Genomic DNA, 25,712 nt, shown 5'->3' on the forward strand with positions numbered 1-25,712 from the left:
AACTGCCCTTCCCGCCCACCTCAAGTCCGGTTCGACGCGCCTCGCACCTGCTGCCAGAGGGCCACGAGCTCATCCGTGGATTCGGCGTACTGCGCCCCCGCGCTGAAAATGGCCTTCAGGTGCTCGCGCGCGCCAGGGCCTCCTACCACTACCAGCGCCGGAGCACACGCCTCCACCGCGCTCTGTAGAATCCGCCGCAACTCCTCGGCCTCCCGGCGTCGGACGCACGACAGCGCCACCACCTCCGGGTGCACCTGCGGGCACGCCGCGCGCAACGCCTCGGCCGGCGTGTCCGCCCCCAGCAGCGTCACCCGCCAGCCCTTGCGCTTGAGGTGCAGCCCCAGCGCCAGCAGCCCCCCCTCGTGCAGATCCCTCTCGGGACAGGCCAGCAGCGCCCGGGGGCCATTGGGGTGCGCCTCCTCGGCCACCAGCAGGGAGCGCAGCCGCTGGCGGATGAGCGCCGAGGCCAGGTGCTCCCGGGCGATGTCCAGCCGCTGCCCCATCTCGCGCAACAGCGGCAGGAGCAGCCCGTCGCAGTAGCTCTCCACGTCCATGGAGGCCCGCGCCTCGCCCAGCACCCGGTCCGCCTCGTCCCCGTCCAGCACCATGACGGCGGACCAGAAGCGCTCCACCAGCCGCTCGCGCACCGGCAGCTCCGCCACCGGTACCGTCCGCACCTGGGCGATGGCCTCGCTCACCGCCAAGCCCTCGGAGATGAGCTTCGCCACCCGGCGGATGTCCTCCACCTCCTCGCGCGAGTAGACGCGGTAGTTGCTCTCGTTGCGGTGCGGGCGAGGGAAGCCATGGCGCCGCTCCCAGGCGCGCAGCGTGGCCTCGCGGATGCCCGTCAGCCGGGCGATGGTGCGGATGCGCAGCGTCATGCCGAGGGCGCCCTCCCCCGCACCACGTCCCAGCGCTCCGCCACCCCCAGGCCCCCCGACACCACCCGCCGGAAGCCCTCCAGGCCCGTCGTCTCCGCCAGCCGGCGCACCCCCGCCTCCAGCTCCGTCTGGAAGCGCGACAGCGCCCCGCCCGCGTGCGGCGTCCCCACGTCCACCAGCACGTCCGGCCGCTCGTGCTCGAAGAAGGCATAGCGGATGGCCAGGGGCACGCACTCCACCTTCCCCACGCGCGCCAGCAGCTCCACCCCGCGCTCCAGCCGCAACGGCAGCACGCCAAAGGGGCGCAGCTCTCCCTCCGGGAAGATGCACACCGCCGCCCGCGGTCGTCTCAGCAGCTGGCCCGCGTAACGCAGCGTCTCCAGCGACGAGCCCGCCTCGCCCCGGCGGATGCTGAACGCCCCCAGCCTCGACAGGAAGCGGTAGCGCTCCAGGTTGCGCTCCTCCATGACGCAGTACGCATCCCAGCCCGCCGCCCGGCACAGCTGGTGGAACACGAAGCCGTCCCACCAGTTGGTGTGGTTGGCGTACACGAGCCGCCCCCCGGCTCCCGCCGGCAGCTCCCCGCGCACCCACAGGCCTCGGAACGCCGAGCGGAACTTCCACCCCACGTACCGGTCCATCACCCAACCGAAGGGTCCTCCCTTGGCCGCGCGTATCACGGCACCCGCGCCTCCCGCCGCGAGAGCAGTACCGTGAAGAGCGTCAGCCCCAGCGACACCATCACGCTCGTGAGCAGGAAGAAGAGAATCTCCTCGAGCGGCACTCCCGCCACGTACACGCCCAGGTGCCGGCCCTCGCCGAAGTTCCAGATGCCCACCCGGATGGCCAGGTGGTCCGCCACCGCCAGGTACGTGCCCACCCCCAGTGCCGGAGGCAGCACCGCCCTCAGCACCGCCCACGTGCGCCCCCGGAAGTGGTGCACCAGCACCCCCAGCTGCAACACGATGAAGGGCACCGCCCACGCCAGCAGGTGAACCAGGTACGCCCAGCGCGACTCCATCATGACGCCACCTCCCCGGCGTCCAGCCGCGGCTCCAGCACCCGCCGCAGCCGCTCGCGCGCCCACAGCCCCACCAGCAGCGTCTGCAGCCCGAAGAAGAGGTACTCCTCCAGCGGCAGGTAGCCCAGTTTGATTCCCCAGATGCGCTCCGGGTCGAAGCCCCACAGCCCCCACTTCACCGCCAGGTTGTCCCACGGCGACGTCGCCGCATAGACAACCCCCAGCAGCAGCCACATCGGCGCCAGGCCCCTCCACGACAGCGTGCGCCGGTAGCGCACCCCGAGGAACAGGAGCGGCAGCACGACGAATAGTCCCAGGAAGCGTGCGTACGTCATCCCCGGCCTCCCCTCAGCTCCGTCCATGCCGGCGACATGCGGCCCCCGGAATGCAGCACATACGTGCGCCCCCTCCACGTCACCCGCGGCGGCTGCACCAGTGACGAGAGGAATGCCGCCAGGAGCAGCGCTTCGCCCAGGAGCCAGTCCAGCGCGATCTGGCGCACGGGGTTCAACCCGGGACGCGAGGTACCCTCACCCCGTCCCTCTCCCGGAGAGCGAGGGGTGGTCAGCACGGTCAGGCGCCAGGAGAGAAGGGTCCGCACGGCCAGGAGACCCCCGACCCCCGCCGCCAGCCACTCGGAACCCGCCAGCAGACCGAGGACCAGCAACGGCCACGTCGGCGTGAAGAGCAATGGCACCGTCGGGTAGAGCCCCGGACGGTGACTCTCCAGCACCTGCATCCACCTCGTGAAGCGAGCCAATGCCGTGTTCCACGTCCCCGGCGCCAGCGGGACGAGGGCCGGCACCTCGCACAGCGCCACGTCCAGGCCCTTCGCGTGCAACCGCTTGGAGAGCTCCAGGTCCTCGCCGATGTGGTCCGCCAGCTCGCGCAGCTCGTCCACCGCTCGCGCGCTCAAGCCGAGCGCCTTGCCGCACACCGCCTTCGCCCCCGCGCTCATCACGTGCAACGCCCGGAAGCTGTGGTGCGTGCGCCGCAGCAGTCCCGCCATCGCCCGGTCCGCCAGGCTCCGCTCACCCATCGGCGTCGGCGCCGCCGTGCTCAATGCCGCCCCCGCCGCCACCGGCCCCGCCAGGCCCTCCACCAACGCCCCCGTCACCGCCACGTCCGCGTCCACCACCAGCACCACCCGCCCGTCCCCCGGCAGCGACTCCAGCCCGTGCAGCAGGTGTCCCACCTTGCGGTTCTGCGCCACCGGGTCGCTCCTCAACCACCGCACTCCCTCGGGCAGCGGAGGACGCGAGGGCGAGAGCACCACGTGCTCCAGCGGCCCCGCGTAGTCGATGGGGTGCGCCAGGTTCTCCAGCTCCCGCGGCGTGGGCGCGTCCATTGGCCTCAGCAGCAGCACCGGCACCCGCGTGGGCTCCACCGGACGGCGGCGGCGCAACAGGCGGCCCAGGGCCACCGCGCTGAAGCCTCCGGCCAGCACCGCCCAGCCCAGGCCCAGGGCCGCCCACGGGCTCATGTCCCACGCTCCACGCGCGTGCGGAAGTGCGCCATCCACCGGATGAAGGGCGAGTGGAAACGGCGGAAGTCCGCTACCTCCCCCATCACGTCCAGCCCCTCGCTCCGAGCCTCCACCCGCGCATAGAAGGGCGAGGACTCCAGCAGCCGCGGCGCTCCCACCTCCGCGCCGCCCGAGTACAGCCGCGCCGGTACCCGCAGGCCCCAGCCCGTCAGGCTCGTGGGCCGGGCCTCCGCCAATACGGGCCCGCGCTCGGACTTCGTCCCCGCCGCACCCGCCGTCACCCGCAGCGGCGCCACCCCGCCCGGCAGGTGGTAGTCCACCACCGTCTCCTCCGGCCCGTGCACGCGCGCCCAGTGCCACCCCGGCAGCCGCGCCCCCAGCAGCTCCTCGCCATGGTTGCTGTCGTGGTAGCCGAGTCCCTCGCCCACCACGCCCTCCGAGGACACCTCCAGCCGCGCCTTCGCCCGAGGCGCCAGCGCCCGCCAGAAGTGCGGCAGCCCCGGCACCAGCCGCACCTCGTCGGCCGCCACCACCTGGGGCTCCAGCTCCAGCCGCGCCCGCAGCGCCCCACCGAAGGGCGCGCAGCGCTCGTCCACCTCCATGCGCACCGTGCCGTCCGGCGTGTACTCCAGCAGCGAGCCGCCAATGCGCAGCGCCCGGCCCCGCCGCTGCACCCGCGCCCTCGGGTACTCGCTCAGCACCCAGCGCCGCCGCGTGCCCCGGTGGTACAGCGCGAAGTTCACCGCGCAGTGCTCCAGCGGCAGCGCCCCGCCCCGCGCCCTCGCCGAGTAGCGCGGAGAGAAGAGCGAGCCCACCATGAAGATGAACACCGCGCTGTACTCGCCCGCCGTCACGTCGGCATAGAACCAGCGGTAGGCCCCCGGGCTGTCCGGCAGCGCCGGCAGCGCGTCCAACCACTGGTACCCCTTGTGCCAGGCCCGCGGCGAGGCGGAGAGCACCAGGCGCCTCATGCGCTCCTCCGCAGGTGCGCGGACGCCATCTCCGCGGCGAAGCGCCCCGAGAGCATCACCAGCGGCACCCCACCCCCGGGGTGCGTGCCCCCGCCCGCGAAGAAGAGCCCCGGCGTGCAACCCCGGATGCGAGGCCGGCGGAACGGGCCGAACTTCCCGTGCGGCAGGAAGCCGTAGATGGAGCCCCCCGGCGCGCCCAGGGCCGCCAGGTCCACCGGCGTGCGCTGCCCCACCCCCCGCATGCGCCCGCGCAGCTCCGGGTAGTGTGCGAGCAGCTTGTCGAACATCTGCGCCTTCACCCGCTCGGCGCGCAGCTCCCACGCGGCCGCCGCCTGCTCGTACGCACCCGGCTCTCGCGGCAGCGCCGGGGCATTCACCATCACGAAGAGGCCCGTCTTCCCGGGCGGCGCCACCGTCGGGTCCGTCGCCGAGGGGTTGCAGAAGTACACCGTCGGGTCATTCGCGAGCTGCCCGCCGAAGAGCTCGTCGAACTCGCGGCGGTAGTCCCGGCTGAAGAGCACGGTGTGGTGCGGCAGCGACGGACGGCCATCCACCTCCAGCAACAGCACGTAGCCGGAGAGCGACAGTGGCTCGCTCCCCCGCCCCAGCGAGTCCAGCGGGTCCGCGTTCACCACCACCGAGTCGAAGCCCTCCTCGCCGCCCTCGGGCCCCACCCGGTAGCCCCGCGCGTCGCGCGTGTAGCGCACGCGGGTATTCAGGTGCACCTTCACGCCCTGGCGCTTCACCGCCGCCCCGAGCGCGTCCACCAGCGCGCCGATGCCCCCCCGTACATGGTGCACGCCATACGCGCGCTCGATGTGCGGGATGAGGGCGTAGGCCGCGCTCGCCTCGTAGGGCGAGGCCCCCGCGTACGTGGCGAAGCGGCCCGCGAACTGCCGCAGGTGGTCCGTCTTGAAGTGGGCCCTCGCCAGCTCATCCAGCGTCGCCAGCCGCATGCCCCTGGCCATGGCCACCACGCCCCGCTTCGCCACGCGAGCCATGAAGCCGGCCATGCCCTCGAAGGGCGCCTCCAGGTAGGGCTCTCCCGCCGCGCGCCAGATGGCCTCGGCCTCGGCGTAGAAGCCGTGCACTCCGCGCCGCTCACTGGAGCGTAGCTCGCCCGCGCTCTCCGCGGTGCGCTCGAGGCTCTTGTACGCCACGAAGCCGCACCCGTCCGCGAAGCGGTAGGTGCACTGGGGCTCCAGCTCGGTGATGGGCGGCAACAGCTCCCCCGCGCCCAGCCGCTCGAAGAGCCCCTTCACCACGTCCGGCAGCGTGAGCAGCGTGGGGCCGGTGTCCAACCTCAATCCGTCCACCCGCACGCACTGCGCCTTTCCTCCGAGGCTGGGGCCTCCCTCGAAGAGCGTGACGTCGTGGCCCTCCTTCGCCAGGAGCCCGGCGGCCGTCAGCCCCCCGATTCCGCCGCCCACCACCGCGACACGCATCGCCTTCATCGCGAGGCCCCCTTGCGCCGTACCTCCTCGGCGAGGCGCCCCCGCGCTCGCTCCCGCGAGGAGCGCTTCACCTTCGACGTCTGGACTTTGCCGTCACTCATGACCCGACGCCCCCGACTCTCGACGGGAAGCCCGTGGGCAGGAGCGGCACCGTGACCTCCGGCGCCGGCGGAGCGGGCAGCACCGACGCGGGCCTCACGAGGATGGCCGTGGCCAGCGCCAGCTTGCGCGTGCCCGGCACCGACAGCCGTCCCTGGAAGACGTCGTAGTCGTTCTGCTCGATGACGCGCAGGATGTCCCCGTAGATGGAGCCCATCAGCTTCACCATGCGCTGGCAGCCGAAGCCCTCGAGCGCGGGGATGCCCGCCGCCGCCCGCGCGTAGTAGGCGCGTGCCCTCGCAATCTGGCAGCGCATGAAGCCGCGCCACCGGTCATCCACCACGCCCGCGCGCAGGTCGTCCACCGTCAAGCCGAAGGCCGCCAGCTCGTCGAGCGGCAGGTAGACGCGGCCGCGGTCCAGGTCCTCCTTCACGTCGCGCAGGATGTTGGTGAGCTGCATGGCGCGGCCCAGGTCCGCCGCCGGCCCGAGCGCCCACTCCTCCGAGCACCCCAGCATGGGCGCCATCATCAGCCCCACCACGCCGGCCACCCGGTAGCAGTACAAATCCAGCTCGGCCCAGCTCGCGTAGCGGCGCTTCGTCAGGTCCATCTCCATGCCGGAGATGAGGTCCTGCATGGGCTGCTCGGGGACGCGGAAGCGGCGGATGCAGTCCACCAGCGCGGCCAGCTCCGCCGGAGCCCACGGTCCCTCCCCGCCGCTCGCGCGCGTGGCGGGCGGAGGCATGCGCGGATCCGCCAGCTCCGGCGTTTCCAGGAAGAGCTCGCCCACGGCGCGGCGCGCGCGCACCAGACGCTCGGCGAGGTCCTCGGGCACCGCGCCCTGGTCGGCCCCGTCCGCCACGTCCACCATGTCGTCCAGGCGCCGGCAGTACGCGTAGAGGGCGAAGGCCGCCTTGCGCCGCATCCCGAAGAGCATGAAGGAAGCGAAGAAGAAGCTCTTGGCGTGGTGCCGCGTCACACGCTCCGCCATCTCGTAACCACGTGCCACCAGGGTGTTGTCCTGCGCCTTCATGCCGCCTCCTCGATTGCTGCGCGCCCGGCTCCCCGGGACACCTGCACCACGTCCGCCGCGCCCGACCACTCCAGGATGCGTTCCACCACCAGCCGCGCGGAGATGAGCACCGTCGGCAGACCCGTGCCCGGCTGGGTGGAGGCCCCCACGAAGAAGAGATTCCGCACCCGTGCATCCTGATTGGCGGGGCGGAAGGGGCCGATCTGAAAGAAGTTCTGCGCCAGCCCGAAGGCGCTGCCCCGGGCCAGGTTGAAGGTGGTGGCCCAGTCGTCGGGCGTGAACACGCGCTCCACCTCGATGTCGCGCTCCAGCTCCGGGTAGCCCAGCTCCGCCAGGCGCTGGAACACCTTGGCGCGCACCTTCGGGCCCTCCACCTTCCAGTCCAGGCCCGGGTGCTGATGGGGCACCGGCACCAGGACGTAGAGCGCGTCCTTGCCCGGCGGCGCGAGGCTCGGGTCCGTGTGGGCCGGAGCATTCACGTAGAAGCTGGGGTCCTCGGGGACGCGGAAGCGCTCGAAGATGTCGTCGAACGAGCCCTTGTAGTCGCGCCCGAACACCACGTTGTGGTGCTGCAGCCCGTCGTAGCGGCGGCGCAGTCCGAGGTAGAGCATGTAGCCGCTGGAGGTGTAGCGCAGCTTCTGCGCGCGCTTGAGCCGGGTGACGCCCGGGTCCAACAGCTTCTCGTACGCGTAGGGCAGGTCCGCGTTGCACAGCACCACGTCGGCCCGCACCACCTCGCCCCCCTCGAGCTCCACGCCCGTGGCGCGCGCCCCCTCGGTGAGAATCCGCTTCACCGGCGTGCCGTAGTGCAGCCGCACGCCCTCCTCGCGCGCCACCTTCTCCAGCGCGAGCGGAATGGCATACAGGCCCCCCTTGGGGAACCACACGCCCACGCCCAGCTCGGTGAAGGGCAGCAGCCCGTACACCGCCGGCGAGGCGAAGGGCGACACGCCCAGGTACATCGTCTGGAAGGTCATCGCCGCGCGCAGGCGCTCGTCCTGGAAGAAGCGGCTGACGTCCGCGTACATGCGGCGGTGCGCGCGCACCTGGAAGATGCGCTTGAGCACCGAGGGCGCGAAGTAGTCGGAGATGCCCGCGTAGTTGCGGCCCACCAGGTGGTCCAAGCTCGTGCGGTACTGGATGCGGCCCTGCGCGAGGAAGGCCAGGTAGCGCGCGTAGCTGCCGGGCTCCACGCGCTCCAGCTCGCGGCCCATGGCGCACAGCTCGGAGGTGAAGGTGATGGCCGAGCCGTCGCGGTAGTGGATGCGGTAGTTGGGATCGCACCGCAGCAGCGTGAGGTAGTCCTCCAGGCGCCGGCCGAGCGCGGCGAACGTCTCCTGGAACACCTCGGGCATGAGGACGATGGTGGGGCCGATGTCCCAGGTGAAGCCGTCCACCTGGAGGCGGTTGCAGCGGCCGCCCGGGCCGTCCGTCTTCTCGAAGAGCTGGACGTCGTAGCCCTGGTGCGCCAGCCGCGCCGCCGCGGCGAGCCCGCCCACGCCCGCGCCCACCACCACCGCCTGTCGCTTCCCAGTGCTCACGGTGCTTCTCCTCTCACCACATCCGATGGGCCAGCTGCCCGACGAGCGCCTGGAGCAAATCCCTCAGGCCGTTGGGGTTGGGCAGCGCCGACAGCGCGCGCACCGCGTTGCTCGAGCAGCGGGCCACCAGGCGCTCGGTGGCGGCGCGGCCCCCGGCCTCCTCCACCAGCCGGCGCGCCCGCGGGAGCGCGGCTTCGTCCTCGCGCTCGGAAGGCACGGCCCACAGCGCCTCCAGCTCGCGGCGCACCTCGGGGGGGGCGCGGGACCAGGCCGCCAGCACCGGGAAGGTGCGCCGGCCCAGGGTGAAGTCACACCGCGGGGCGCGAGTGCCCGCGCGCGGCTCGCCGAAGAGGCCGAGCACCTCCTCGCGCAGCTCCCAGGCCAGGCCGACGTCGCAGCCCACCCGCGCCAGCCTCAGCCGCAGGGCCTCGTCCGCCCCGGCCAGCATCGCCCCGCACACCAGCGCCGAGCACAGGCCCTCGCGCAGCATGCGCAGACGCGCCATGCGCAGCGCCCGCCGCACGCCGCCCGAGCCCAGGTGCGCGCCGCCCCGCTCCACCAGGTACTGCCCCACCGCCGTGTAGCGGCACATCCGCAGGTGGTACTCGCTGGCCCGCGCCGCGCCCGGCAGCTCCGAGCCCACCATCGTCTCCAGCGCCCGCGCGAAGAGATGGTCTCCCACCACCACGGCCAGGTGCTGCCCCGGACGTCCCGGCGCCAGCAGGTGGTGCATGGCCAGCCCGCCCCGGCGCAGCGCCGGCTGCTCCGTCACGTCGTCGTGCACGAGCAGGAAGGCGTGCAGCAGCTCCAGCCCCGCGGCGAAGCGCCACAGCCCGGCCGGCACCGTCGTCGAGCCCCGCGCCAGGCAGTAGCCGGCCAGCAGCAGCGCCGGGCGCATCCGCCACGTGGGGCGCAACACGTACTCGCGGACGTGGCCGAGGGCTTCCGTCCAACGCATGTCCAACCGGGCCTCGTCCGGCAGCTCCAGCAGCTCCGCCAGCGAGCCCTCCACCTGGACCTGCACCAACTTCAGCCACGCCTGCTCCACCGACGGAGCGGGCATGGGCGGTGCAGCGATGAACGGCGACGGGCCCATCCGGGCTTCCTCCACGGCGGTGGCTGACTTCGTGGTGGGAGGTAACCTTTGTGTCCAGCCCTTGTCAAGGCTATGTCCAATGTTGGTACAAGCTTTGTCCACGGGAGTCCCCGAATGACCACATGGATTGCAGGCATGCTGATGGCCGCCTTGTTGGCCGCGAGTCCCTCACCCGCCACCGAGACACAGGTCGGACCGATGGACGCAACGTTGCGAGGTTCGGACGGAAAGGAAGTGGTGCTGTCCCGCTGGCGGGGAAAACCCGTCATTCTGTTCTACGAGGATCGCCACTCGACGACACTCAACTCGGCCTTCAAGGAGGCTCTCTTCGAGCGGGGCAAGACGCAGGGGCTGCTCGACGCGGTGTGGGTGGTGGCGGTGGCCAATCTCGAGTCCTACGACTTCTTCCCGGCCCGCGGCATCGCGCTCTCGCACGTGCGCGACGAGGAGAAGAAGTGGGGCATTCCCATCCTGGTGGACCTGAAGGGAACGCTGGGGGCCACGCCGTGGAACCTGCCGAAGAAGACGTCGTCCGTGCTGCTATTGGATGGCACCGGGCAGGTCGTCTTCCGGTATTCAGGGCGCATGGGTGACCAGGACATGGAGACGTTCTTCCACGCGCTCGGCGCGCTGCTCGGCCGGGACACGGCACCGGAGCCGCGGCCATGAAGGTGGCCCTCACCGGAGCGAGTGGTTTCCTCGGCCCGCGGCTCGTCCAGCGGTTGGTGGACCGGGGCCATGCGGTGCACGTGCTGGCGCGCAACGTGGCGCGCGCGCTGGAGAGGCTGCCGGCGGGGGTGACGGGCTCGTTCTATGACGCGGCCACGCCGCTGTCGCCGGACGCCTTGGGCGGAGCGGAGGCGGTGGTGCACCTGGCGGGCGAGCCGGTGGCGCAGCGCTGGACGGAGAGCGCGCGCCAGCGCATCCACGACAGCCGGGTAGTGGGCACGCGGGTGCTGGTGGAGGCCATGAAGGCGGCGGGCACGGTGCGCCACTTCGTATCCGCCTCGGCCATTGGCTACTACGGCGACCGGGGCGAGCAGCCGCTGACGGAGCACAGCGCGCCCGGGGACGACTTCCTCGCGCACGTGTGCCGGGCCTGGGAGGCCGAGGCGCTCGAGGCGGCCGCGGCGGGCATCCGCACGGTGTTGCCGCGCATCGGCGTGGTGCTGCACCCCGAGGGCGGCGCGCTCGCGCAGATGCTGCCCGTCTTCCGCATGGGCCTGGGAGGGCGCATGGGCTCGGGGCGGCAGTACATGAGCTGGGTGCACCGCGACGACACGCTCGCGCTGCTGCTCTTCGCGCTGGAGCGCACGGAATTGCGCGGGCCGATGAACGTGACGGCGCCCGAGCCGGTGACGAACGCGGAGATGGCGCGGGCGATTGGCGCGGCGCTGCACCGGCCGGCGGTGCTGCCGGTGCCCGGCTTCGCGCTGAAGGTGGCCCTCGGGGACATGTCCGAGGCGGTGCTCGGCAGCCAGCGGGTGCTGCCCCGGGTGGCCCAGGAGGCCGGCTTCCGCTTCCAGTACCCCGAGGTGCACGCAGCCCTGCGCGCGCTCCTGGGGTGAGACGTCAGGTCCGAGCGGACTGCCGCTCGATCACCATCCCGAGCAGGCCGCGTTCCTCGAGCGCCTGCTGAACGCGCCGGGCGAGCGCCACGTGCTCGGGGTTGCTCGGGGTGAGGCGCTCGGGCGACAGGAGGATGAGGGTACCCTTGTCCTCCACCGGCTCGACACGCACGGGCTCTGGCAGCGCGGGGACCTCGCCCCGCTGGCGCGAAACGTACGTCATCCAGCCCACGAAGGTGCCGAGGCGGCTGCCGTTGGAGAGCTGCTCCCAGAGGCCATCGGCGGTGGCGATGGCCCAGTCCGGCTCCCAGGCCACGGCCAGGGCCCGCATCACGCCGCCGAGCACGGAAGCGGTGAGCATGCGCTCACGGCCCAGGGCCTCCTGGGGGAAATGGAGGAGAAGACTGTTGGGGGCCACCGCCGCGTCCCCGCCACACCACACCATGAGCATGCCCCCCTGGTCCTGTGCTGCATGGCCGGTCCACGCGCTGAAGCTGTATCCATCCTTCCCCATCTGGTGCTTCTTCTGTCCGAAGAAGCGCACGAAGGTCTCGCGCGTGGGCTCGAACGGGAATTGGAGCGCCTTCTTGGGCGAGCTGGCCTGCTCGTACCAGCGCGCATAGCTGGGGTGGCACTCGGCCAGGAGGCGGAAGAAGGTCTCCGCGCGCCGGGCGCACTCGTCGGCCGACTCCGGACGGCATCCCCAGTACGCTCCGGCGCGATAGGATTCACTCATACGGGGTGGGCTCAAGGCGGCAGTGGCGGGGTGTACTCGACTTCTATAAAGCCAAGGCCTCGGGCATCGAAATACTTCCGGAGGATCGCGACCATCCGGGGCTCCGCCACGTGCCAGCGAAGCCGCAGCCCTCCGGCCAACCGACCCTGCCGTCGAGCCTGCTGCAGCATGCCCTCCAGCCCCTCATAGCCCCACCTGGGCTCGAGGTTCTCGTCGAACCACTTGTCGTACTCACGCGCCTTGGCTTCGAGCAGGGTGTCCGTCTTGGGGTCGAACCCGTCGTAATCCACGCACTCCCCGTCTCGGATTGAGATGAACCTCCGCACCAGCGCCACGGAATCCCGTATCGCTGGTGGAAGCTTCGCCCTCGACCCCGGAGGCAGTGGCCATACTGCCGTGCATGGGGTGACCCGTGGCACACGCTGCCTGCATCGTCAGGAGCAGCAGCCCCAACGTACCGATCACGGCGGGCCTCGGCGCTGGACTCTTGTACTCCTTTGCCATGACAGCGGCCTTTCCTCGGGTGCGACGACCCTGGAGGGTATGCGCTCCTGGGGTGAGGAAGCGGCTTCACGTTTCTTCACGTACGATGGAATTGCGGCGCACCGGGCGCCGGTCACTCTTCAGGGCTCCATGGTCATCAAGCCGCAATTCCTCGTCTTCTTCGGGATCCTGACGTTGTTGGTGGTGTCGGGCCACATCTACCTGTACCGGCGCCTCTTCCGGGACACGGCGAGGCACCCCGCCTGGCGCAAGGCGGGCGTGGGGGTGATGGGGCTGCTGGGGGCACTGCTGCTCGGCTCGCGGTTGCTCACGCGCCTGCTGCCCCCGGAGCCGGCGAGCGCCCTCGCGCAGCTGAGCTGGTTCTGGATGGGCGCGGCCACCTACCTGCTGCTGGCGGTGCTGGTGCTGGGCGGCGTGCGCAAGCTGTCCGGGTGGCTGGAGCGTCGGCGCGCGGTGGAGGCGCCCGTGGCCCCCGTGTCCGAGGAGCGGCGTGAGTTCCTCGCCCGGGCCACCGCGGGCGTGGCGCTGGCGGCCTCCGGCGGCATCGCCAGCTACGGGGTGTGGCGCGCCTACTCGCCCCCGGTGGTGAACGAGGTGGCGGTGCGGCTGCCCGGGCTGCCCAAGGCGCTGGATGGCTTCACCATCGTCCAGCTCAGCGACATCCACGTGGGCCCGCTCATCCAGCGCCGCTTCATGGACGCCATGGTGGCGCAGGCCAACGCGCTCAAGGGCGACCTGGTGTGCATCACCGGAGACCTCGTGGACGGCAGCGTGGAGGAGCTCGGCTTCGCGGCGGACGCGCTGCGCAACCTGCGCTCGCGCCACGGCACGTACTTCGTCACCGGCAACCACGAGTACTACTCGGGCGACGAGGAGTGGAGCGAGGCCCTCACGCGCATGGGCGTGACGGTGCTGCGCAACCGCTACGTGCGCATCGGCGAGCCCGGCGCCTCGTTCGACCTGGTGGGCGTGGATGACTGGGGTGCCCAGCGCTCGGGCTTCCCGGCGAGCCGCGGCTACGACCTGGCGGCGGCCACGGCGGGGAGAGACACCTCGCGGGCCTCGGTGCTGCTGGCGCACCAGCCCGCCGGTTGGCGCGAGCAGGCGCTGAAGGCGGGCATGGGACTGCAGCTGTCCGGGCACACGCACGGCGGACAGTTCTTCCCCTTCAACCTGGTGGTGTCGGCCGTCTGGGAGCACCCCGCCGGGCTGTACCGCGAGGGCGAGAGCTCGCTCTACGTGAGCCGGGGCACGGGCTTCTGGGGCCCACCACTGCGCGTGGCCGCGCCTCCGGAGATCGTCAAGGTGACGCTGCTCGCGTGAGGCGCTCATGACGTTCGCGTGACGCGTGACGCCCCAGGTGGGTAGGATGCTCGACGCGATGCGCAAGGCAGCGGCGAAGCGGGAGATCAAGCAGGAGCGCGCGGTTCGGACGCGCGTGGAGATCATGGAGGCGGCCATCACGCTCTTCGCGCGCCGCGGAATCCTCGCGACCACGATGGCGGAGCTGGCCAAGGCCATCCGCATGACGCCCGGGGCGCTCTACTGGCACTTCCCGACGAAGGAGGACCTGCTTCTGGCCGCCATCGAGGAGCTGCACGCGCGCTTCCTCGAGGAGTTCAAGGAGCTGCTGGGCGAGCAGCGCCGGCTGACGGCGCGGCAGCAGTTCGAGGCGTTCATCTCGAGGGCGCAGCAGTTCCTGCGCTACCACCGCGAGTACGGCATCTTCTTCGGGATGGTGGCGGCGGAGTCGGCGTACGCGAACGACCGGGTGGCCGAGGCCATCCGGGAGAAGCTGGGCCTGTACGTGGCGGTGCTGGAGAACATCATCCGCTACGGGCAGCACAAGACGCGGGAGTTCCGCGCCGAGGTGGACGCGAACGTCACCGCGCACAGCGTCTTCGGCGGCCTCATGGGCGCGCTGCTGCACCAGAACCTGTTCCGCGAGTCGGTGGGGTACGACCCCGCGCTCTCGACGCTGCAGCTGCTGACGGCGGACGGCATCACCCTCAAGCGCTGAAACGACGACGCCCCCCACGTCACCGGACCGCGTGACGAGGAGGGCGTCGGGTGCTTCACCGGCCCCGCCCGCCCCACGGTGGAGGCGAGCGGGCCCGGCTGGGGATTACGGCGCCTCGGTCACACCGCTCGACGCGTTCTGCGGGTCGCGCGTGGGGCGAACCACGAAGTCGGCCGCGTTGTTGTCCGAGTCGTAGCCGTTGCCCTTCGCCGCATCAGAGCCGCCCGCGCTCATCGTGGTGGCGGTCGAGTTGGCGTAGGCCTTTCGCTCGAAGCTGCCGGCCGCGACGGCCATCGGGGTGATGGAGGTGGTCTCGGGAGAGTTGCCCGTCCCGTAGCCCACCGTGTCCACCACCAGCGGGTCCGCGATCGCCGAGGTGGTGCCCGGCTTGCCCAGGCGCACGTGGCCACCACCCGTCGCACCCGCGGCCATCGAGAGCGCGGTGCCATAGTTCGCGTCCCCGGGTACCGCCGTGTTGGTGTAGCCGCTCGAGGTCACCAGGTAGTAGCCATGGGACACGATCTTCGCGCCCGCCGGCAACGTGAAGGTGCCCGAGTACGTCGCGCCCGCGGCGCTCTTGTACTGGACCACCCAGCCCGACAGGTCCACTTCCGCGTTGGTCGGGTTGTAGAGCTCGATGAACTCGTCGGTGGCGACGGTGCTCCCCGTGGCCGACACGCCCTGCGGAGCGAACTCGCTGATGACGAGGTGCGGAGGCAGCGTCTCCACCACGAGGTCCGCGGAGGCCGAGCTGCCCGTGCCCAGGGTGTTGGAGGCCGTGAGCTTACCGGTCATGTCCGTGTCGCCCGCGGTGAACGTCACGGTGGCCGTCTTGGCACCCGAGGCGATGTTCAGGGTCGCCATGTCGAGCTTGCCCAGCTGGGCGGGGGACAGGGCGAGTGCCACGGTGAAGCCCTCGGCCTCGGCGACCTTGTCGAGCGTCACGGTGAAGGTCCGCGAAGCGCCGGGAACGAGCTTGGCCGTCGCCGGGGTGAGGCTGAGGATCTTCGGGTACGGCGGGCGCACGTTCACGGTGGAATCGACCTTCGCTCCACCGAGCAGGGCGCGCACGAGGCCCTGACCGTTGCCCGCGGCGTCCGCGGTGAAGAGGAAGGTGGCCGAGGTGGTGCCCTTGGGCACCAGCACCGTGGAGGGCACCGTCCCGAAGGCCGTGCTCCCCGTGGGAGGCACCACCGCGAGCTTCACCGGCACGTCACCATCGCCCGCCTTGTCCAGCGTCACCGTGAACTCCTGGGTGGTGCCCTGGATGACGGTGGCCGTGGACGGGGTGAGACCCGTGACCGACGGGAAGTTGTCGGTGAAGTTGACCGCGGTCGTCACCTCGCTGGTGGCGCCCAGGCGGACCGTGATGGAGCCCGAGGCCGTGGTGGCCGCCGCAGGGTCGGCGGAGAAGGTGAAGCTGGCCGTGGTGGCGTCCTTCCCGACGGTCACCGTCGGGGTGTCCACCGTACCGAGCTCGAGCGGCGTCACGACGACATCGAGCGTGGTGCCCTCGGGAGCCGGGATGTCCAGGCGGGCGGTGAGCGTCACCTCGTAGCCCGGAGCGGTGACGATGGGGTCCGGCGAGAGCGAGGTGAGCGTGGACACCTCATTGGTGCCCAGCACGCGCACCGTGGTGTTCAGGCTCACTCCGTGCAGCGTGGCGGTGAGCTTCACGCCCGCGGCCTGGGCCACCGGGATGAGCTTCACCTCGGCGCTGGTCTGACCGGCGGGGATGACCACCTTGCCGCCATTGGCCACCACCAGCGTGCTCGGGTCCGCGGAGGTGACGGTGACCGCCACGTCCTCGACGTAGGTGCTGGCCATCGTCACGGTGAGCTTCGGCGTGCCGATGATGGAGCAACCGGCGGGGTCGCAGGCCGGGTTGACCCGGATGAACTGCTGGGAGGCCGAGCCGAAGGAGACGAGCGCCGGCTGGAGTCCGAACAGATCATTCGCGTCGCGCAGCTCCAGCTTGGAGTTGCTGTTGCGCCAGCTCAGGATGCCCCGGATGCGGTGGTACTCCGAGCCGACCGCCGGAAGCGGAGCGACCGTGTAGATGCCGTTGTCCACGATCACACCCGCGGTCGCGGCATCCGAGCCCGCCGTGCTGTCGACGACGAATTCGTTGAAGGCGGTGTCCTGCCTCGTCACGAAGACGTCGGTGAGGTCCACCAGAACGTTCTCGAGAGCATCGGCACGCGAGCCACCGGTGCGCACCTCGGCCGGCGTCACGGCGATGGGGGCCGGCAGCGGGTTGCCGCTGCTCTTGATGGTGATGTGGGCGCTGTCCAGCTCCAGCTGGCCGAAGAAGTCCTTCAGCACGGCGTTGTCGACGCTGATGATGTCGCCCGCCTTGGGCATGGGCGTCGAGGAGAAGACGTAGAGGCCGGAGTAGTCCACGCCACCGGTGGCCCGCTCGTCGTCGATCACCTGGATGAAGTAGTTCTTGTCCGTCGCGAACGTCACCAGCGCCGTGGGGATGGTGACCGTGTAGGCGACGAACGGGTGCTTGCCGTCGACCGGCTTGCGCAGGTCGTAGATGGAGACGGAGCAGTAGACGTCGTCCGGGTCCGCGGTGCGGCAGGCGTCGCACGCGTCACCGCGGCCGTCCTTGTCCGTGTCCGTCTGGTCCGCGTTGGCCACGCCGGGGCAGTTGTCGGTGGGGCTGGAGATGCCATCCCCGTCCTCGTCCGCGGGATTGGGGGCCGAGCAGCTCGTGGTGCCAGCGGCGAGCGGGCACGGGTCGCACGCGTCACCCAGGCCATCGCCGTCGGTGTCCGCCTGCTTGCCGTTGTCCATCGGGCGGATGGCGTTGAAGACGATGGGGCAGTTGTCCTGGGCGTTGGCGATGCCGTCGCCGTCGTAGTCGGCCAGCCGGCGCGTGCCGCTGTACACGGTGGAACCATTCACCGAGGCCAGCACGGGGGTGGTCGCGGAGACGGTGGTGATGGTGCGCTGCGGCTCGCAGGTGGGCTCGTTCGTCGCCGGCACGTCCGCGCAGAAGAAGAGCGGGTAGGAGCTGGCGTTGCCCTTCTGCAGATCCGACAGGCTCTTGGTCAGCTCGGACTGCACGCACACCGCCTTGGAGGAGCCGCACACCGCCACCGCATCACACGTCTCCGTGGCCGGGGTCAGCGCGTTCACCAGGGTCTGGTCACCGTAGAGCGGCTTGCCGCCGCGCAGGGTGAGGACCACGTCCTCCGGCTTCGCGTCGATGACGGAGCGGTGCGGCGACGCGGTGTTCCCGTTGAGCTTGAAGATGGCCAGGTCGGCCACCTTGCCCTTGGAGATACGGCCCACCTTCTCCCAGGTCTCGGTCAGGTCCGCGGCGTTCGCGGTGACCATGCGCCACAGCTCCTCGTCGGAGAACTCGCGCGAGTAGTGCACCTGGTTGAGGTAGTTGGCGCACTGCAGCTCGTGCAGGATGTTCATGGAGCCCGACTGCAGCCAGTCGGTGCCCAGGGCGATCTTCACGCCCATCGTCTTGTAGGCGGTGACCATGGCCGTGTCGCCGTACAGGGACACGTTGGAGCGGGGCGACCAGATGAGGCCCGTGCCACGCTCGGCCATCTTCGCCATCTCCGCCGCCGTGAGGCCCACGCCGTGGATGATGGCCGTGTGGGACGTCAGCAGATCCTGGCTGCCCGAGCCCTGGCCCGACACGCAGCGGAACTCGTTGTGCGCCGACTCCTCGATGCCCTCGGCCACGTGCGGCAGGAAGGCCGCGAGCGCCGGAATCGAGTCCGGCCGGTCGATGCCCGAGGCCGGGTAGTCGCACCCGCTCGTCAGCTCCTTGCCGCCCGTGTCATTGAGGGGGAAGGTCTCGAAGAACAGGTTGGGCTCCTTCAGGCCCTCCTGGTTGCCCGTGGTGGCGAACTTGCTCGCCTGAAGCTCGCGCAGCAGGCCCTTCTGGCCGCCGGAGCTGGCGATGGAGGTGGTGCCGGCCATCACCTGGCGCAGCTCGGCCCACGCCTTCACGTTGGCGTCGTTCGTGGTGTTGCCGCTGGTGAGCTTCGTGTGGCCGTCATGCGAGGCGCCGCCGACGCGCCAGTCGTGGCGGTGCTCGTAGCGCTCCGCCTTCCCCGCCGCCGGAGCCTGCTGGTAGTCGATGTGGTCGTGCGAGTTGATGAGGCCCGGGGAGATGACACCCTGGGGGCAGGAGATCTGCACGGCATCGGCCGCGGCGGCCTCGCCCGAGCAGTCGCACGCCGAGCAGGTGATGGTGCCCGTGGAGTCCACCAGCACCTGGCCTCCGTTGAGCGTCTTGCCATCCATCAGCACCACGCCCATGTAGAGGCGCGCGCCGTTGGGGGTACCGGCGGGCTGAATCACCTTGCAGGTGGCCCCCGCCTCCGGCTGCGGCAGGCTCGCCGCCCCGGGGCACTGCTCCGCCGCCTTGGGCGTGCGCACGCAGGTGCTCTCGCACCCGTCACCGTCCACCTTGTTGCCGTCGTCGCAGGACTCCTCGACCTCGCGCACGCCGTTGCCGCACTCGTGGAGGATTTCCTGGCCCGGCGGGGTGACGCTGCAGTCGCTCTGGCAGCCGTCGCCATTGCGGAGGTTGCCGTCGTCACACGCCTCGCCGACATCCATCACGCCGTTGCCGCAGACCGACTCCTGCGTCACCGTGGTGCAGCTGTTGGAACAGGCGTCGTCGTTGACGGTGTTGCCGTCGTCACATTGCTCCTTGCCCTCGACACGGCCGTTGCCGCACTCCTCGGACGGTTGGCAAGCGGTGAGCAGGAGAAGTCCTGCTCCCAGCAATGCCAGCAGGTGGCGTGGGTTTTTGCGCATGCGGTCCCTGGGGGGGTTTGGGGGTGTAAGCTGGGCGACACCTTACGCCGGAGGTGACCCGAGGGAAAATCCAGGCCCTCTGGCCGGACGCCTGCTCCCGCTCGAAAACGCCCCTCACAAACGCGCACTCTTGGACAACCCGGAGACTCCCGACTCCGTTGCAGTGGCGATCAGACCTCGAAGGTGATTCTCTCTCCCATCATGGCGCGCTCTCTGCTGCTCTCGCTGCTCGTGCGGCAGCACCTCGCACTCAAGGAGAAGTTCCGGGCCCGGTACCCGCACAGTTGGTTGGTGTGGGAAGCGGGCGTGTGGAACGTGCCGGAGACCAGCGAGCAGAACCACGGCACCACCCGTTTGCCCACCTCGGATCTCCGGGACTGTCTGCCCTCGGGGGACGCCATGTGCTTCGAGCTGGCGCTCGCCCCCGGCCGGGACACGCTGTCGCTGGGACGGGCCTCGCACAACGCCTTCGTCATCAACGACGCCACGGTGTCGCGCGAGCACCTGGTGCTGCACGCCCAGCCGGACGGCCGTTGGACGGTGGAGGCCCTGGCCCAGGGCGGCCCGGCGATGCTCGGCGGCAAGCTGCTGCGGCCCGGTCAGCCCCTGCCCCTGGAGTCCGGCATGCAGCTGCAGCTGGGCGACGTGCGGCTCACCTTCCACGACGCCGAGAGCTTCCACGCGCGCATGGGCCACACGGCCGCGCTCATGCTCGCCAACCAGCGCGGCCCCCAGCAGAACCCGGCCTGAGCGCCGGGACGCCCGCGGGCTACGGCTCCTCGAAGAAGTGCCGCAGCGCCCCCGCCGTCTGGGGCGAGGGCGGCGCTTCGAGCATCTTCTTCAGGCGCGCCCGGACGAGCGGATCCTTCCGGCACGTGGCCTCGAAGTACTCGATGTACGGGTCACGCATGTCCGAGTCCTGATCCAGGCGCGGCAGCAGGATGTCGCGCAGGGACGGGTCTCCCAACCCGGCGAAGTGCCGGAGCACCTCCCGCTCGAATTGGGTGAAAGGGCCCCGGCGTACGATGAGGGCCCGGAAGGAGGCGTCGTCGCGAAGCGCCTGGGAGGCGGCACCGGCGGCACGGATCCGCGCCTGCACCTGCACGGTGAGCGCATCCCGCTTCGCCTGGAGTTGCTTCAGGAAATCCCTCGCGAAGCCCCGCTCCTCCCTCCCGCCCAGCAGGAGCAGGAGCCGGAGCGCATTGAGGGGCGCATGGAGCTGTACCGGGTCCTTCGCCGCCTCGATGCGCTCCACGGAGATCCACGTCCTCAGGTGGGGAAGATAGGGCCCGGGGTCGCGGCGCACCGCTTCCCACGTGTCCATCACCTCCTTGCCCGACATCTCGTTGATGCCGTGCTGGGCATGGACGAGGAGCCCGACGGCCGCCGCGGGGGAAGGAGCGGCGGCATGAGAGAGCGGAGCCGAGAGCAGCAGCCCCACGAAGACGAAGACCCGAGCGCGCATGGCGTTCACCATGCCACGGTCAACGCCCGGAACTAGCGGATGGTTCCCAGCGACGTGGGGCGCGGCTGGGGCGCGGTGGCCGCGTAGATGACGCCGCCGGCGATCACCGCCACGGCGCCCGCCCCCGCCCACACCCACCACTTCTTCGCCAGGCTGTCGCCGCCCTTCACCTCGGCCGGCGTCGACGCCGTGGCGCGGGGATCCAACGTGCGCTTGCGATCGCCCTGCTGCTGCACGCGGCGCGCGGCCGTGGCCTCCGCCTGCGCCCGCAGCGCCGCGGCCCGGTCCCTCGCCGTCTCCTCGCGGGTGAGGCGCCGCTCCTGCTCCTTGCGCACCTGCACGTCCATCTCCGAGATGAGCTGGCGCACCAGCCCGGCGTTGGACGGCTCCTCCTTCGAGAGCGACAGGTAGCGCCGGTAGAAGAAGCCAGCGCGCTCGGGGCGGCCCAGCTGCCGGTGGCACTGGGCGATGTTGAAGAGGAAGCCCGGCAGCGGCATCAGCCGGTACGCCTCGCTGTAGGCGTCCAGGGCCTTCTGGAACTCGGCCAGATCGTAGGAGACGTTGCCCTCGGCGAACCTGGCGCGGGCCTGCGCCTCCACACCGGGCCCCGCGTCCTCGTCCGCGGCGCGCACGGACAGCGGCGCCACCGCGAGCGCCACCGCCACCAGCACCGCCACCCCGGAGCGCTCAGCGAGCGAATGGATCAATGACATCATCGCGAACCCCCACGTCCTGCTTGCGGTGGGCGGAGCCACGCACGGGCGTGCGCCCCTCGCCCTGCCGCGACCCCTGCGCCACCGGGACGAGCGGCACCTCGAGCGTCGCGGGCGAGTCGAGCCGCACCTCCTGCTCGCTCGGAACGAAGCCGGCCAGCTCCACCCGGAGCCCCAGCGCCGCGTCCGCCCGCGGCAGCCGCGCCACCAGCGGCGTCACCCCGAGCGCCTCCCCGGTATCCGCGCGCACCACCCGGGCGCCCTCGGGCACGGAGCGCACGGTGAGCGCGACGGAGGCCAGCGCCTCCTCCTGCCGGGCCCCGCTCTCCTGCACCGCGGCCGGAGCCGAGCCCCGCTCCACGCCCTTCCACAGGGCGAGCCCCGCGCCCACCACCGCCAGCACGCTCAGGCCCACCGCCAGCCACGGACGCCGCGCACCGGACAGGCCCGCGGGCACCGCCATGGGCTGGGTGGGCCGCTCCTCGGGCAGCAGCAGCCGGGCCTCTTGCGGCGCGTCCACCAGCAGCGCGGTGATGACCTCGGAGAGCTGCTGCGGCCGGTCCGCGGGCTCCTTGGCCATGCAGCGCAACGCGAGCTGCGCCAGCGCCTGCGGCACCGGCTCGCCCGCCGGCGTGTGCGAGGGCAGCGCGGGCGGCGCCTCGGTGAGAACCTTCACCATCAGCTGGCCGAAGTTGGGCGCCACGAAGGGCGGCTGTCCCCCGAGCAGCTCGTAGAGCACGGTGCCCACCGCGTAGATGTCCGCGCGCTGGTCCACCGGCAGGCCCGCGGCCTGCTCCGGCGACATGTACGTGGGCGTGCCGATGATGGTGCCGTCCAGCGTGCCGCTGGTGCCCTCGGCGGTGAGCAGCTTGGCCACCCCGAAGTCGAGCACCTTGACGAAGTCCGCCTGCCCGCCCTTGTGGGTGACGAAGAGGTTGTCCGGCTTCACATCCCGGTGCACCACCCCGAGCTGGTGCGCCGCACCGAGCGCCGCGCACACCTGCACCATGATGCGGCGGATGCGCGCCACCGACAGCTGCTCCTCCTTCAGGAGCGCCGAGAGGCTCTGCCCGCGCAGCAGCTCCATCACGCAGTAGACACGGCCCTGGCGCGCGTCCTCCACGAAGTCGAAGATTTCGACGATGTGCTCGTGGTTGATCTGATTGACGGCGCGCGCCTCCTGGAAGAAGCGCTGCACGAAGCCGCCGTCATGGGCGAAGGCCGAGCGCAGCACCTTGAGGGCCACCTGGCGCCCCAGCCGCACGTGCCGGGCCTGGAACACCTGCCCCATGGAGCCCTCGCCCAGCAGGCGCTCCAATTGGTAGGAGCCCAGGACATCGCCTTCCTGGAGCTCGCGATCCGCGACCGAGGAAGAACCTCCGGCGGAGTGGACGCTGCCGGAGAGCATCGTGCCCGAGATGAGGTCGTCGCCGCGCATGGGCGGCAAACCTTTTCATCCTCTCAATCCCCGGCAACCCACACAGGGAAGGATGTCTCCAGCCTGACGACTCTTCTGTCCCGCGCACGGCGCCGAAGAGTGCGCGGGTGCTCGGAAATGAGCACGGGCCCGCCCCTTGGGGCGAGCCCGCACTCAGGTACGCCTCAACCGCACACGCTCAGTTGCACGTGCCGTTGTTCTGGCAGGTGCCCGCCGCGCCGGTGCTCTTGGTGCAGGCCGTGCCCGTGGGGCAGTCCGACTTGTCGGCGCAGTCGATGCCGTTGTTGCCGTCGTTGTCGATGCGGTCGTTGCAGAGGGTCTCCTTCTTGCCGCAGTTGACGAAGGAGCAGCCCACGCCGCAGGAGCCGTTGACGCAGTTGGGGTCCGCGTTGCCCGCGGCGCAGTCGATCTTCCCGTTGCCGTCGTTGTCGGTGCCGTCCGTGCAGGCGATCTCCACCTTCACCCCGCCGATGCACTGGGAGCCGCTGGTGGGGTTCTTGCCGTCGCAGTCCGGATCCGCACAGTCGACCCCGCTGTTTCCGTCGTTGTCCAAGCCGTCGTTGCAGAGGGTCTCCGTCTTGACGCCGCCCTGGCAGGTGCAGCCACCCAGGCCGCATTCCTTGCCGTTGCAGTCGGCCGTGTCCAAGCAGTCGATGCCGTTGTTGCCGTCGTTGTCGAGGCCGTCGTTGCACACCGTCTCCGCCTTGACGCCGCTCTGGCAGAGGCAGCCGGTGCCGCAGGAGAGGTTCGCGCAGTCGACGTCCGCGCAGTCGATGCCGTTGTTGCCGTCGTTGTCGACGCCGTCGCCGCACGCGGTCTCCGTCTTGCCGAAGCTCTGGCAGAGGCAGCCGGTGCCGCACGACTTGCCGGCGCAGTCGGTGTCGACGCAGTCGATGTCGCTGTCGCCGTCGTTGTCCACGTTGTCGCTGCACACGGCCTCGCCGGGCTTGCCGCCGATGCAGATGCAGGTGGCGCCGCACGACTGGTTGTTGCAGTCGCTGTCGGCGCAGTCCGCGGAGCCGTCCCCGTCGTTGTCGGTGGTGTCCGAGCAGTTCAGCTCCTGGCGCTTCTGGCAGGAGCCGTCGATGCACTGCTGCGTCACCGCGTTGCAGAGGTTGCCGCACGTGCCGCAGTTGGCGAGGTCCGTCTGGAAGTTGAAGCCCTCGTCCACCTGGCCGTCGCAGTTGTCATCCTTGCCGTTGCACGTCTCGGTGGCGGCGGGCCGCACCTCGCCCACGCACACCACCGCGCCGTTGGTGCCGCAGGCGGGCTTGCCGGCCTGGCAGATGCCCTTGCCCAGGGTGCCCGTGGGGCCGCCGTAGCAGGTGGAGTCGGCCAGGTCGTCCTTCACGCCGTTGCAGTTGTCGTCGACGCCATTGCACACCTCGGCGGAGGGGGTGCAGCAGTAGCCGCGCTCACCGGCGGCCCGGGGGGGCGCGCACGTCACGCCGTCCTGGGCGCAGTCCTCGGCCGTGTCGCAGGCGAAGACGGTGGTGTCCGGCAGCTCCGGCACCCAACAGGCCGCGGCGCCGAGCGCGAGCAGCAGACAGCAGAAGAGAGAAGAGATGGACTTCATGTTCAGAAGCTCCCGCCAATGACGAGGTGGAGGGCCGTGTCGCTGGAGCCCTTGCCGCTGGTGACCGGGGCCACCGAGGAGGACACCGGCGCCGAGCGCTGGGGAACGATGACGAGCCACAGCAGGCTGCCGCCGGCCAACGCGCCGCCTCCCGCCATGAGCGCGGTGGAGAGCATCGACTGCTGACGGGCCGCCAGGTAGTCGGTGCGCGTGAGGTCCAGCACGCCGTCGCCGTTCGCGTCCACCGCCTTGTTCTGCAAGGGCAGGCCCATGGCCACGCCCGCGCCCAGCACCGCCAGGCCCACCACCGCGGTGTAGAGCGCGGGCCGGCTGAAGACGGAGGGGCCACCCGAGGAGGAGGACGGCTTGCGGCTCGACTTCTTCGTCACCTTCGCCACCGCGTCCGCCGGGGGGCCTTCCGGCGCGGGGCCGTTGAGCTCCAGCCGCACCGCCACCTCCTGCGTCTCACCCGGGGCGAGCGTCAGCTTCTTCGTGTAGGTGGAGTACTCGTCGGCCTCCACCACCAGCTGCACCTCGCCGGGGGGCAGCTTCGCCTCCACGTTGCCCACGCCCAGCATCTTCTCGCCCACGCGCACCACCGCCTGCGACACGTTGCAGCTCACCTTGAGCTGGGCGCGCTGCCGGGCCAGCTCCGTCACGCGCTTGGAGAGCACGGCGCCCGCCTCGCGGATGAAGTTGCTGTCATTGGGCTTGCGGCCCTGCACCACGTCCGTCTCCACCACGCCCCGGTCCCGGTCGTACGTCCACAGGTGCAGCGTCCAGCCCCCGTCCTCCAGCGCCAGGCGCGCCGTGGTGACGAGCTCCGCGTCCAGCGTCTCCGCCGGCCCGCTCAGGCACGAGGCCTCCTCGCAGCGCAACGCGGCGTCGTAGTCGCCCGCCAGTGTCTGCCGGGCCTCGGCCGGGTCCGCCGCCTGGGCCACCTTGCCGGTGCGCATCGCCTGCGCCTGCAACCAGCCCATCCACCGCTTGGCCACCGCCGCCCCGGCCTTCTCCGGCGTCACCAGGCCCACCAGCGCGAAGCGCGGCTGCAGGTCCGCACCGGCGGGGGCGCCCCCGCTCAGGTCCAGGCCCATGCCCCCGGCGTCCTGCGAGGCCCCCTCGCTGGACTCCTGGGACTGCTCCTTGGGCGTCTGGGTATTGGAATCACCGGAGAGATCCAGCCCGAGGCCGCCCTCCTGCGCTCTGGCCGGGCCGGCGGCCAGGACGAGTGCCAGCAGGCCGGCCATATACACGACGGGGGTACGCATGGGCCCTGTTCTACCCTGAACAGAGCCCTTCGAGGAGTCCTCGAC

General features: G+C 71.1%; 23 protein-coding genes. 5 read left to right on the forward strand and 18 right to left on the reverse strand.

Annotated elements, in window-relative coordinates; genetic code table 11:
- Positions 1 to 20: 20 nt before the first annotated feature.
- The 10 genes from ACJ8AN_RS09455 to ACJ8AN_RS09500 all read right to left on the reverse strand — a co-directional run bounded on the left by ACJ8AN_RS09455 (position 21) and on the right by ACJ8AN_RS09500 (position 9,582).
- Positions 21 to 881, reverse strand: coding sequence for a MerR family transcriptional regulator (locus ACJ8AN_RS09455; RefSeq protein WP_407754942.1), 861 nt, complete (start codon positions 879 to 881; stop codon positions 21 to 23).
- The gene (locus tag ACJ8AN_RS09460; protein WP_407754943.1) at positions 878 to 1,561 is read right to left on the reverse strand and encodes a lysophospholipid acyltransferase family protein; all 684 of its coding nucleotides are present in this window, start codon (positions 1,559 to 1,561) and stop codon (positions 878 to 880) included. Before ACJ8AN_RS09460 ends, ACJ8AN_RS09455 begins: the two co-directional genes overlap by 4 nt.
- On the reverse strand, positions 1,558 to 1,905 hold the full coding sequence (locus ACJ8AN_RS09465) for a lycopene cyclase domain-containing protein (RefSeq protein WP_407754944.1): 348 nt from the start codon (positions 1,903 to 1,905) through the stop codon (positions 1,558 to 1,560). Before ACJ8AN_RS09465 ends, ACJ8AN_RS09460 begins: the two co-directional genes overlap by 4 nt.
- Positions 1,902 to 2,237, reverse strand: coding sequence for a lycopene cyclase domain-containing protein (locus ACJ8AN_RS09470; protein WP_407754945.1), 336 nt, complete (start codon positions 2,235 to 2,237; stop codon positions 1,902 to 1,904). The genes ACJ8AN_RS09465 and ACJ8AN_RS09470 overlap by 4 nt, the downstream gene beginning before the upstream one ends.
- Positions 2,234 to 3,385 carry a glycosyltransferase gene (locus tag ACJ8AN_RS09475; RefSeq protein WP_407754946.1) on the reverse strand — a complete coding sequence of 384 codons (1,152 nt, stop codon included), beginning with the start codon at positions 3,383 to 3,385 and terminating at the stop codon, positions 2,234 to 2,236. Before ACJ8AN_RS09475 ends, ACJ8AN_RS09470 begins: the two co-directional genes overlap by 4 nt.
- Positions 3,382 to 4,359 carry a carotenoid 1,2-hydratase gene (locus ACJ8AN_RS09480; protein WP_407754947.1) on the reverse strand — a complete coding sequence of 326 codons (978 nt, stop codon included), beginning with the start codon at positions 4,357 to 4,359 and terminating at the stop codon, positions 3,382 to 3,384. Before ACJ8AN_RS09480 ends, ACJ8AN_RS09475 begins: the two co-directional genes overlap by 4 nt.
- Entirely contained in the window at positions 4,356 to 5,813 is a 1,458-nt protein-coding gene (locus ACJ8AN_RS09485) for a phytoene desaturase family protein (protein WP_407754948.1), read from the reverse strand. The genes ACJ8AN_RS09480 and ACJ8AN_RS09485 overlap by 4 nt, the downstream gene beginning before the upstream one ends.
- A gap of 97 nt (positions 5,814 to 5,910) precedes the next feature.
- On the reverse strand, positions 5,911 to 6,945 hold the full coding sequence (locus tag ACJ8AN_RS09490; protein WP_407754949.1) for a phytoene/squalene synthase family protein: 1,035 nt from the start codon (positions 6,943 to 6,945) through the stop codon (positions 5,911 to 5,913).
- The gene (locus tag ACJ8AN_RS09495) at positions 6,942 to 8,486 is read right to left on the reverse strand and encodes a phytoene desaturase family protein (RefSeq protein ID WP_407754950.1); all 1,545 of its coding nucleotides are present in this window, start codon (positions 8,484 to 8,486) and stop codon (positions 6,942 to 6,944) included. The genes ACJ8AN_RS09490 and ACJ8AN_RS09495 overlap by 4 nt, the downstream gene beginning before the upstream one ends.
- A 13-nt stretch (positions 8,487 to 8,499) precedes the next feature.
- Complete coding sequence (locus ACJ8AN_RS09500; RefSeq protein WP_407754951.1) at positions 8,500 to 9,582, reverse strand: polyprenyl synthetase family protein; 1,083 nt, start codon at positions 9,580 to 9,582, stop codon at positions 8,500 to 8,502.
- Positions 9,583 to 9,696: 114 nt separating this feature from the next.
- On the opposite strand from ACJ8AN_RS09500, the gene ACJ8AN_RS09505 reads away from it, so the two are divergent.
- Together ACJ8AN_RS09505 and ACJ8AN_RS09510 are read left to right on the forward strand one after the other, a co-directional pair.
- Positions 9,697 to 10,251: a hypothetical protein gene (locus ACJ8AN_RS09505; RefSeq protein WP_407754952.1), complete on the forward strand. Its 555-nt coding sequence runs from the start codon at positions 9,697 to 9,699 to the stop codon at positions 10,249 to 10,251.
- On the forward strand, positions 10,248 to 11,150 hold the full coding sequence (locus ACJ8AN_RS09510) for a TIGR01777 family oxidoreductase (protein ID WP_407754953.1): 903 nt from the start codon (positions 10,248 to 10,250) through the stop codon (positions 11,148 to 11,150). Before ACJ8AN_RS09505 ends, ACJ8AN_RS09510 begins: the two co-directional genes overlap by 4 nt.
- A gap of 4 nt (positions 11,151 to 11,154) precedes the next feature.
- Here ACJ8AN_RS09510 and ACJ8AN_RS09515 read toward each other — a convergent pair whose 3' ends face one another.
- Both ACJ8AN_RS09515 and ACJ8AN_RS09520 read right to left on the reverse strand, forming a co-directional pair.
- Positions 11,155 to 11,886, reverse strand: coding sequence for an immunity 52 family protein (locus ACJ8AN_RS09515; protein WP_407754954.1), 732 nt, complete (start codon positions 11,884 to 11,886; stop codon positions 11,155 to 11,157).
- An 11-nt stretch (positions 11,887 to 11,897) separates the two neighbouring features.
- On the reverse strand, positions 11,898 to 12,176 hold the full coding sequence (locus tag ACJ8AN_RS09520; protein ID WP_407754955.1) for a Tox-REase-5 domain-containing protein: 279 nt from the start codon (positions 12,174 to 12,176) through the stop codon (positions 11,898 to 11,900).
- 343 nt (positions 12,177 to 12,519) lie between these two features.
- On the opposite strand from ACJ8AN_RS09520, the gene ACJ8AN_RS09525 reads away from it, so the two are divergent.
- Positions 12,520 to 13,713: a metallophosphoesterase gene (locus tag ACJ8AN_RS09525; protein ID WP_407754956.1), complete on the forward strand. Its 1,194-nt coding sequence runs from the start codon at positions 12,520 to 12,522 to the stop codon at positions 13,711 to 13,713.
- 46 nt (positions 13,714 to 13,759) lie between these two features.
- On the forward strand, positions 13,760 to 14,410 hold the full coding sequence (locus ACJ8AN_RS09530) for a TetR/AcrR family transcriptional regulator (RefSeq protein ID WP_407754957.1): 651 nt from the start codon (positions 13,760 to 13,762) through the stop codon (positions 14,408 to 14,410).
- A 105-nt stretch (positions 14,411 to 14,515) separates the two neighbouring features.
- On the opposite strand, the gene ACJ8AN_RS09535 is transcribed toward ACJ8AN_RS09530, so the two are convergent.
- A complete protein-coding gene (locus ACJ8AN_RS09535) occupies positions 14,516 to 19,207 on the reverse strand; it encodes an amidohydrolase family protein (protein WP_407754958.1) in 4,692 nt (1,563 codons plus the stop codon).
- A gap of 201 nt (positions 19,208 to 19,408) precedes the next feature.
- Here ACJ8AN_RS09535 and ACJ8AN_RS09540 point away from each other — a divergent pair, with 201 nt between their 5' ends.
- Positions 19,409 to 19,957, forward strand: a complete 549-nt coding sequence (locus ACJ8AN_RS09540) for an FHA domain-containing protein (protein WP_407754959.1) — start codon at positions 19,409 to 19,411, stop codon at positions 19,955 to 19,957.
- A 19-nt stretch (positions 19,958 to 19,976) separates the two neighbouring features.
- On the opposite strand, the gene ACJ8AN_RS09545 is transcribed toward ACJ8AN_RS09540, so the two are convergent.
- From ACJ8AN_RS09545 to ACJ8AN_RS09565, 5 genes are all read right to left on the reverse strand, one after another.
- On the reverse strand, positions 19,977 to 20,672 hold the full coding sequence (locus tag ACJ8AN_RS09545; protein WP_407754960.1) for a hypothetical protein: 696 nt from the start codon (positions 20,670 to 20,672) through the stop codon (positions 19,977 to 19,979).
- Positions 20,673 to 20,704: 32 nt separating this feature from the next.
- Entirely contained in the window at positions 20,705 to 21,385 is a 681-nt protein-coding gene (locus ACJ8AN_RS09550) for a tetratricopeptide repeat protein (RefSeq protein ID WP_407754961.1), read from the reverse strand.
- Entirely contained in the window at positions 21,360 to 22,823 is a 1,464-nt protein-coding gene (locus tag ACJ8AN_RS09555) for a serine/threonine-protein kinase (RefSeq protein ID WP_407754962.1), read from the reverse strand. Before ACJ8AN_RS09555 ends, ACJ8AN_RS09550 begins: the two co-directional genes overlap by 26 nt.
- Positions 22,824 to 23,001: 178 nt before the next feature.
- Complete coding sequence (locus ACJ8AN_RS09560; RefSeq protein ID WP_407754963.1) at positions 23,002 to 24,399, reverse strand: MopE-related protein; 1,398 nt, start codon at positions 24,397 to 24,399, stop codon at positions 23,002 to 23,004.
- Between the two features lie 2 nt (positions 24,400 to 24,401).
- Complete coding sequence (locus ACJ8AN_RS09565; protein ID WP_407754964.1) at positions 24,402 to 25,667, reverse strand: PEGA domain-containing protein; 1,266 nt, start codon at positions 25,665 to 25,667, stop codon at positions 24,402 to 24,404.
- Positions 25,668 to 25,712 lie beyond the last annotated feature (45 nt).

Origin of the sequence: Archangium sp., from assembly GCF_045802675.1 — a bacterium.
Lineage (GTDB): Bacteria > Myxococcota > Myxococcia > Myxococcales > Myxococcaceae > Archangium.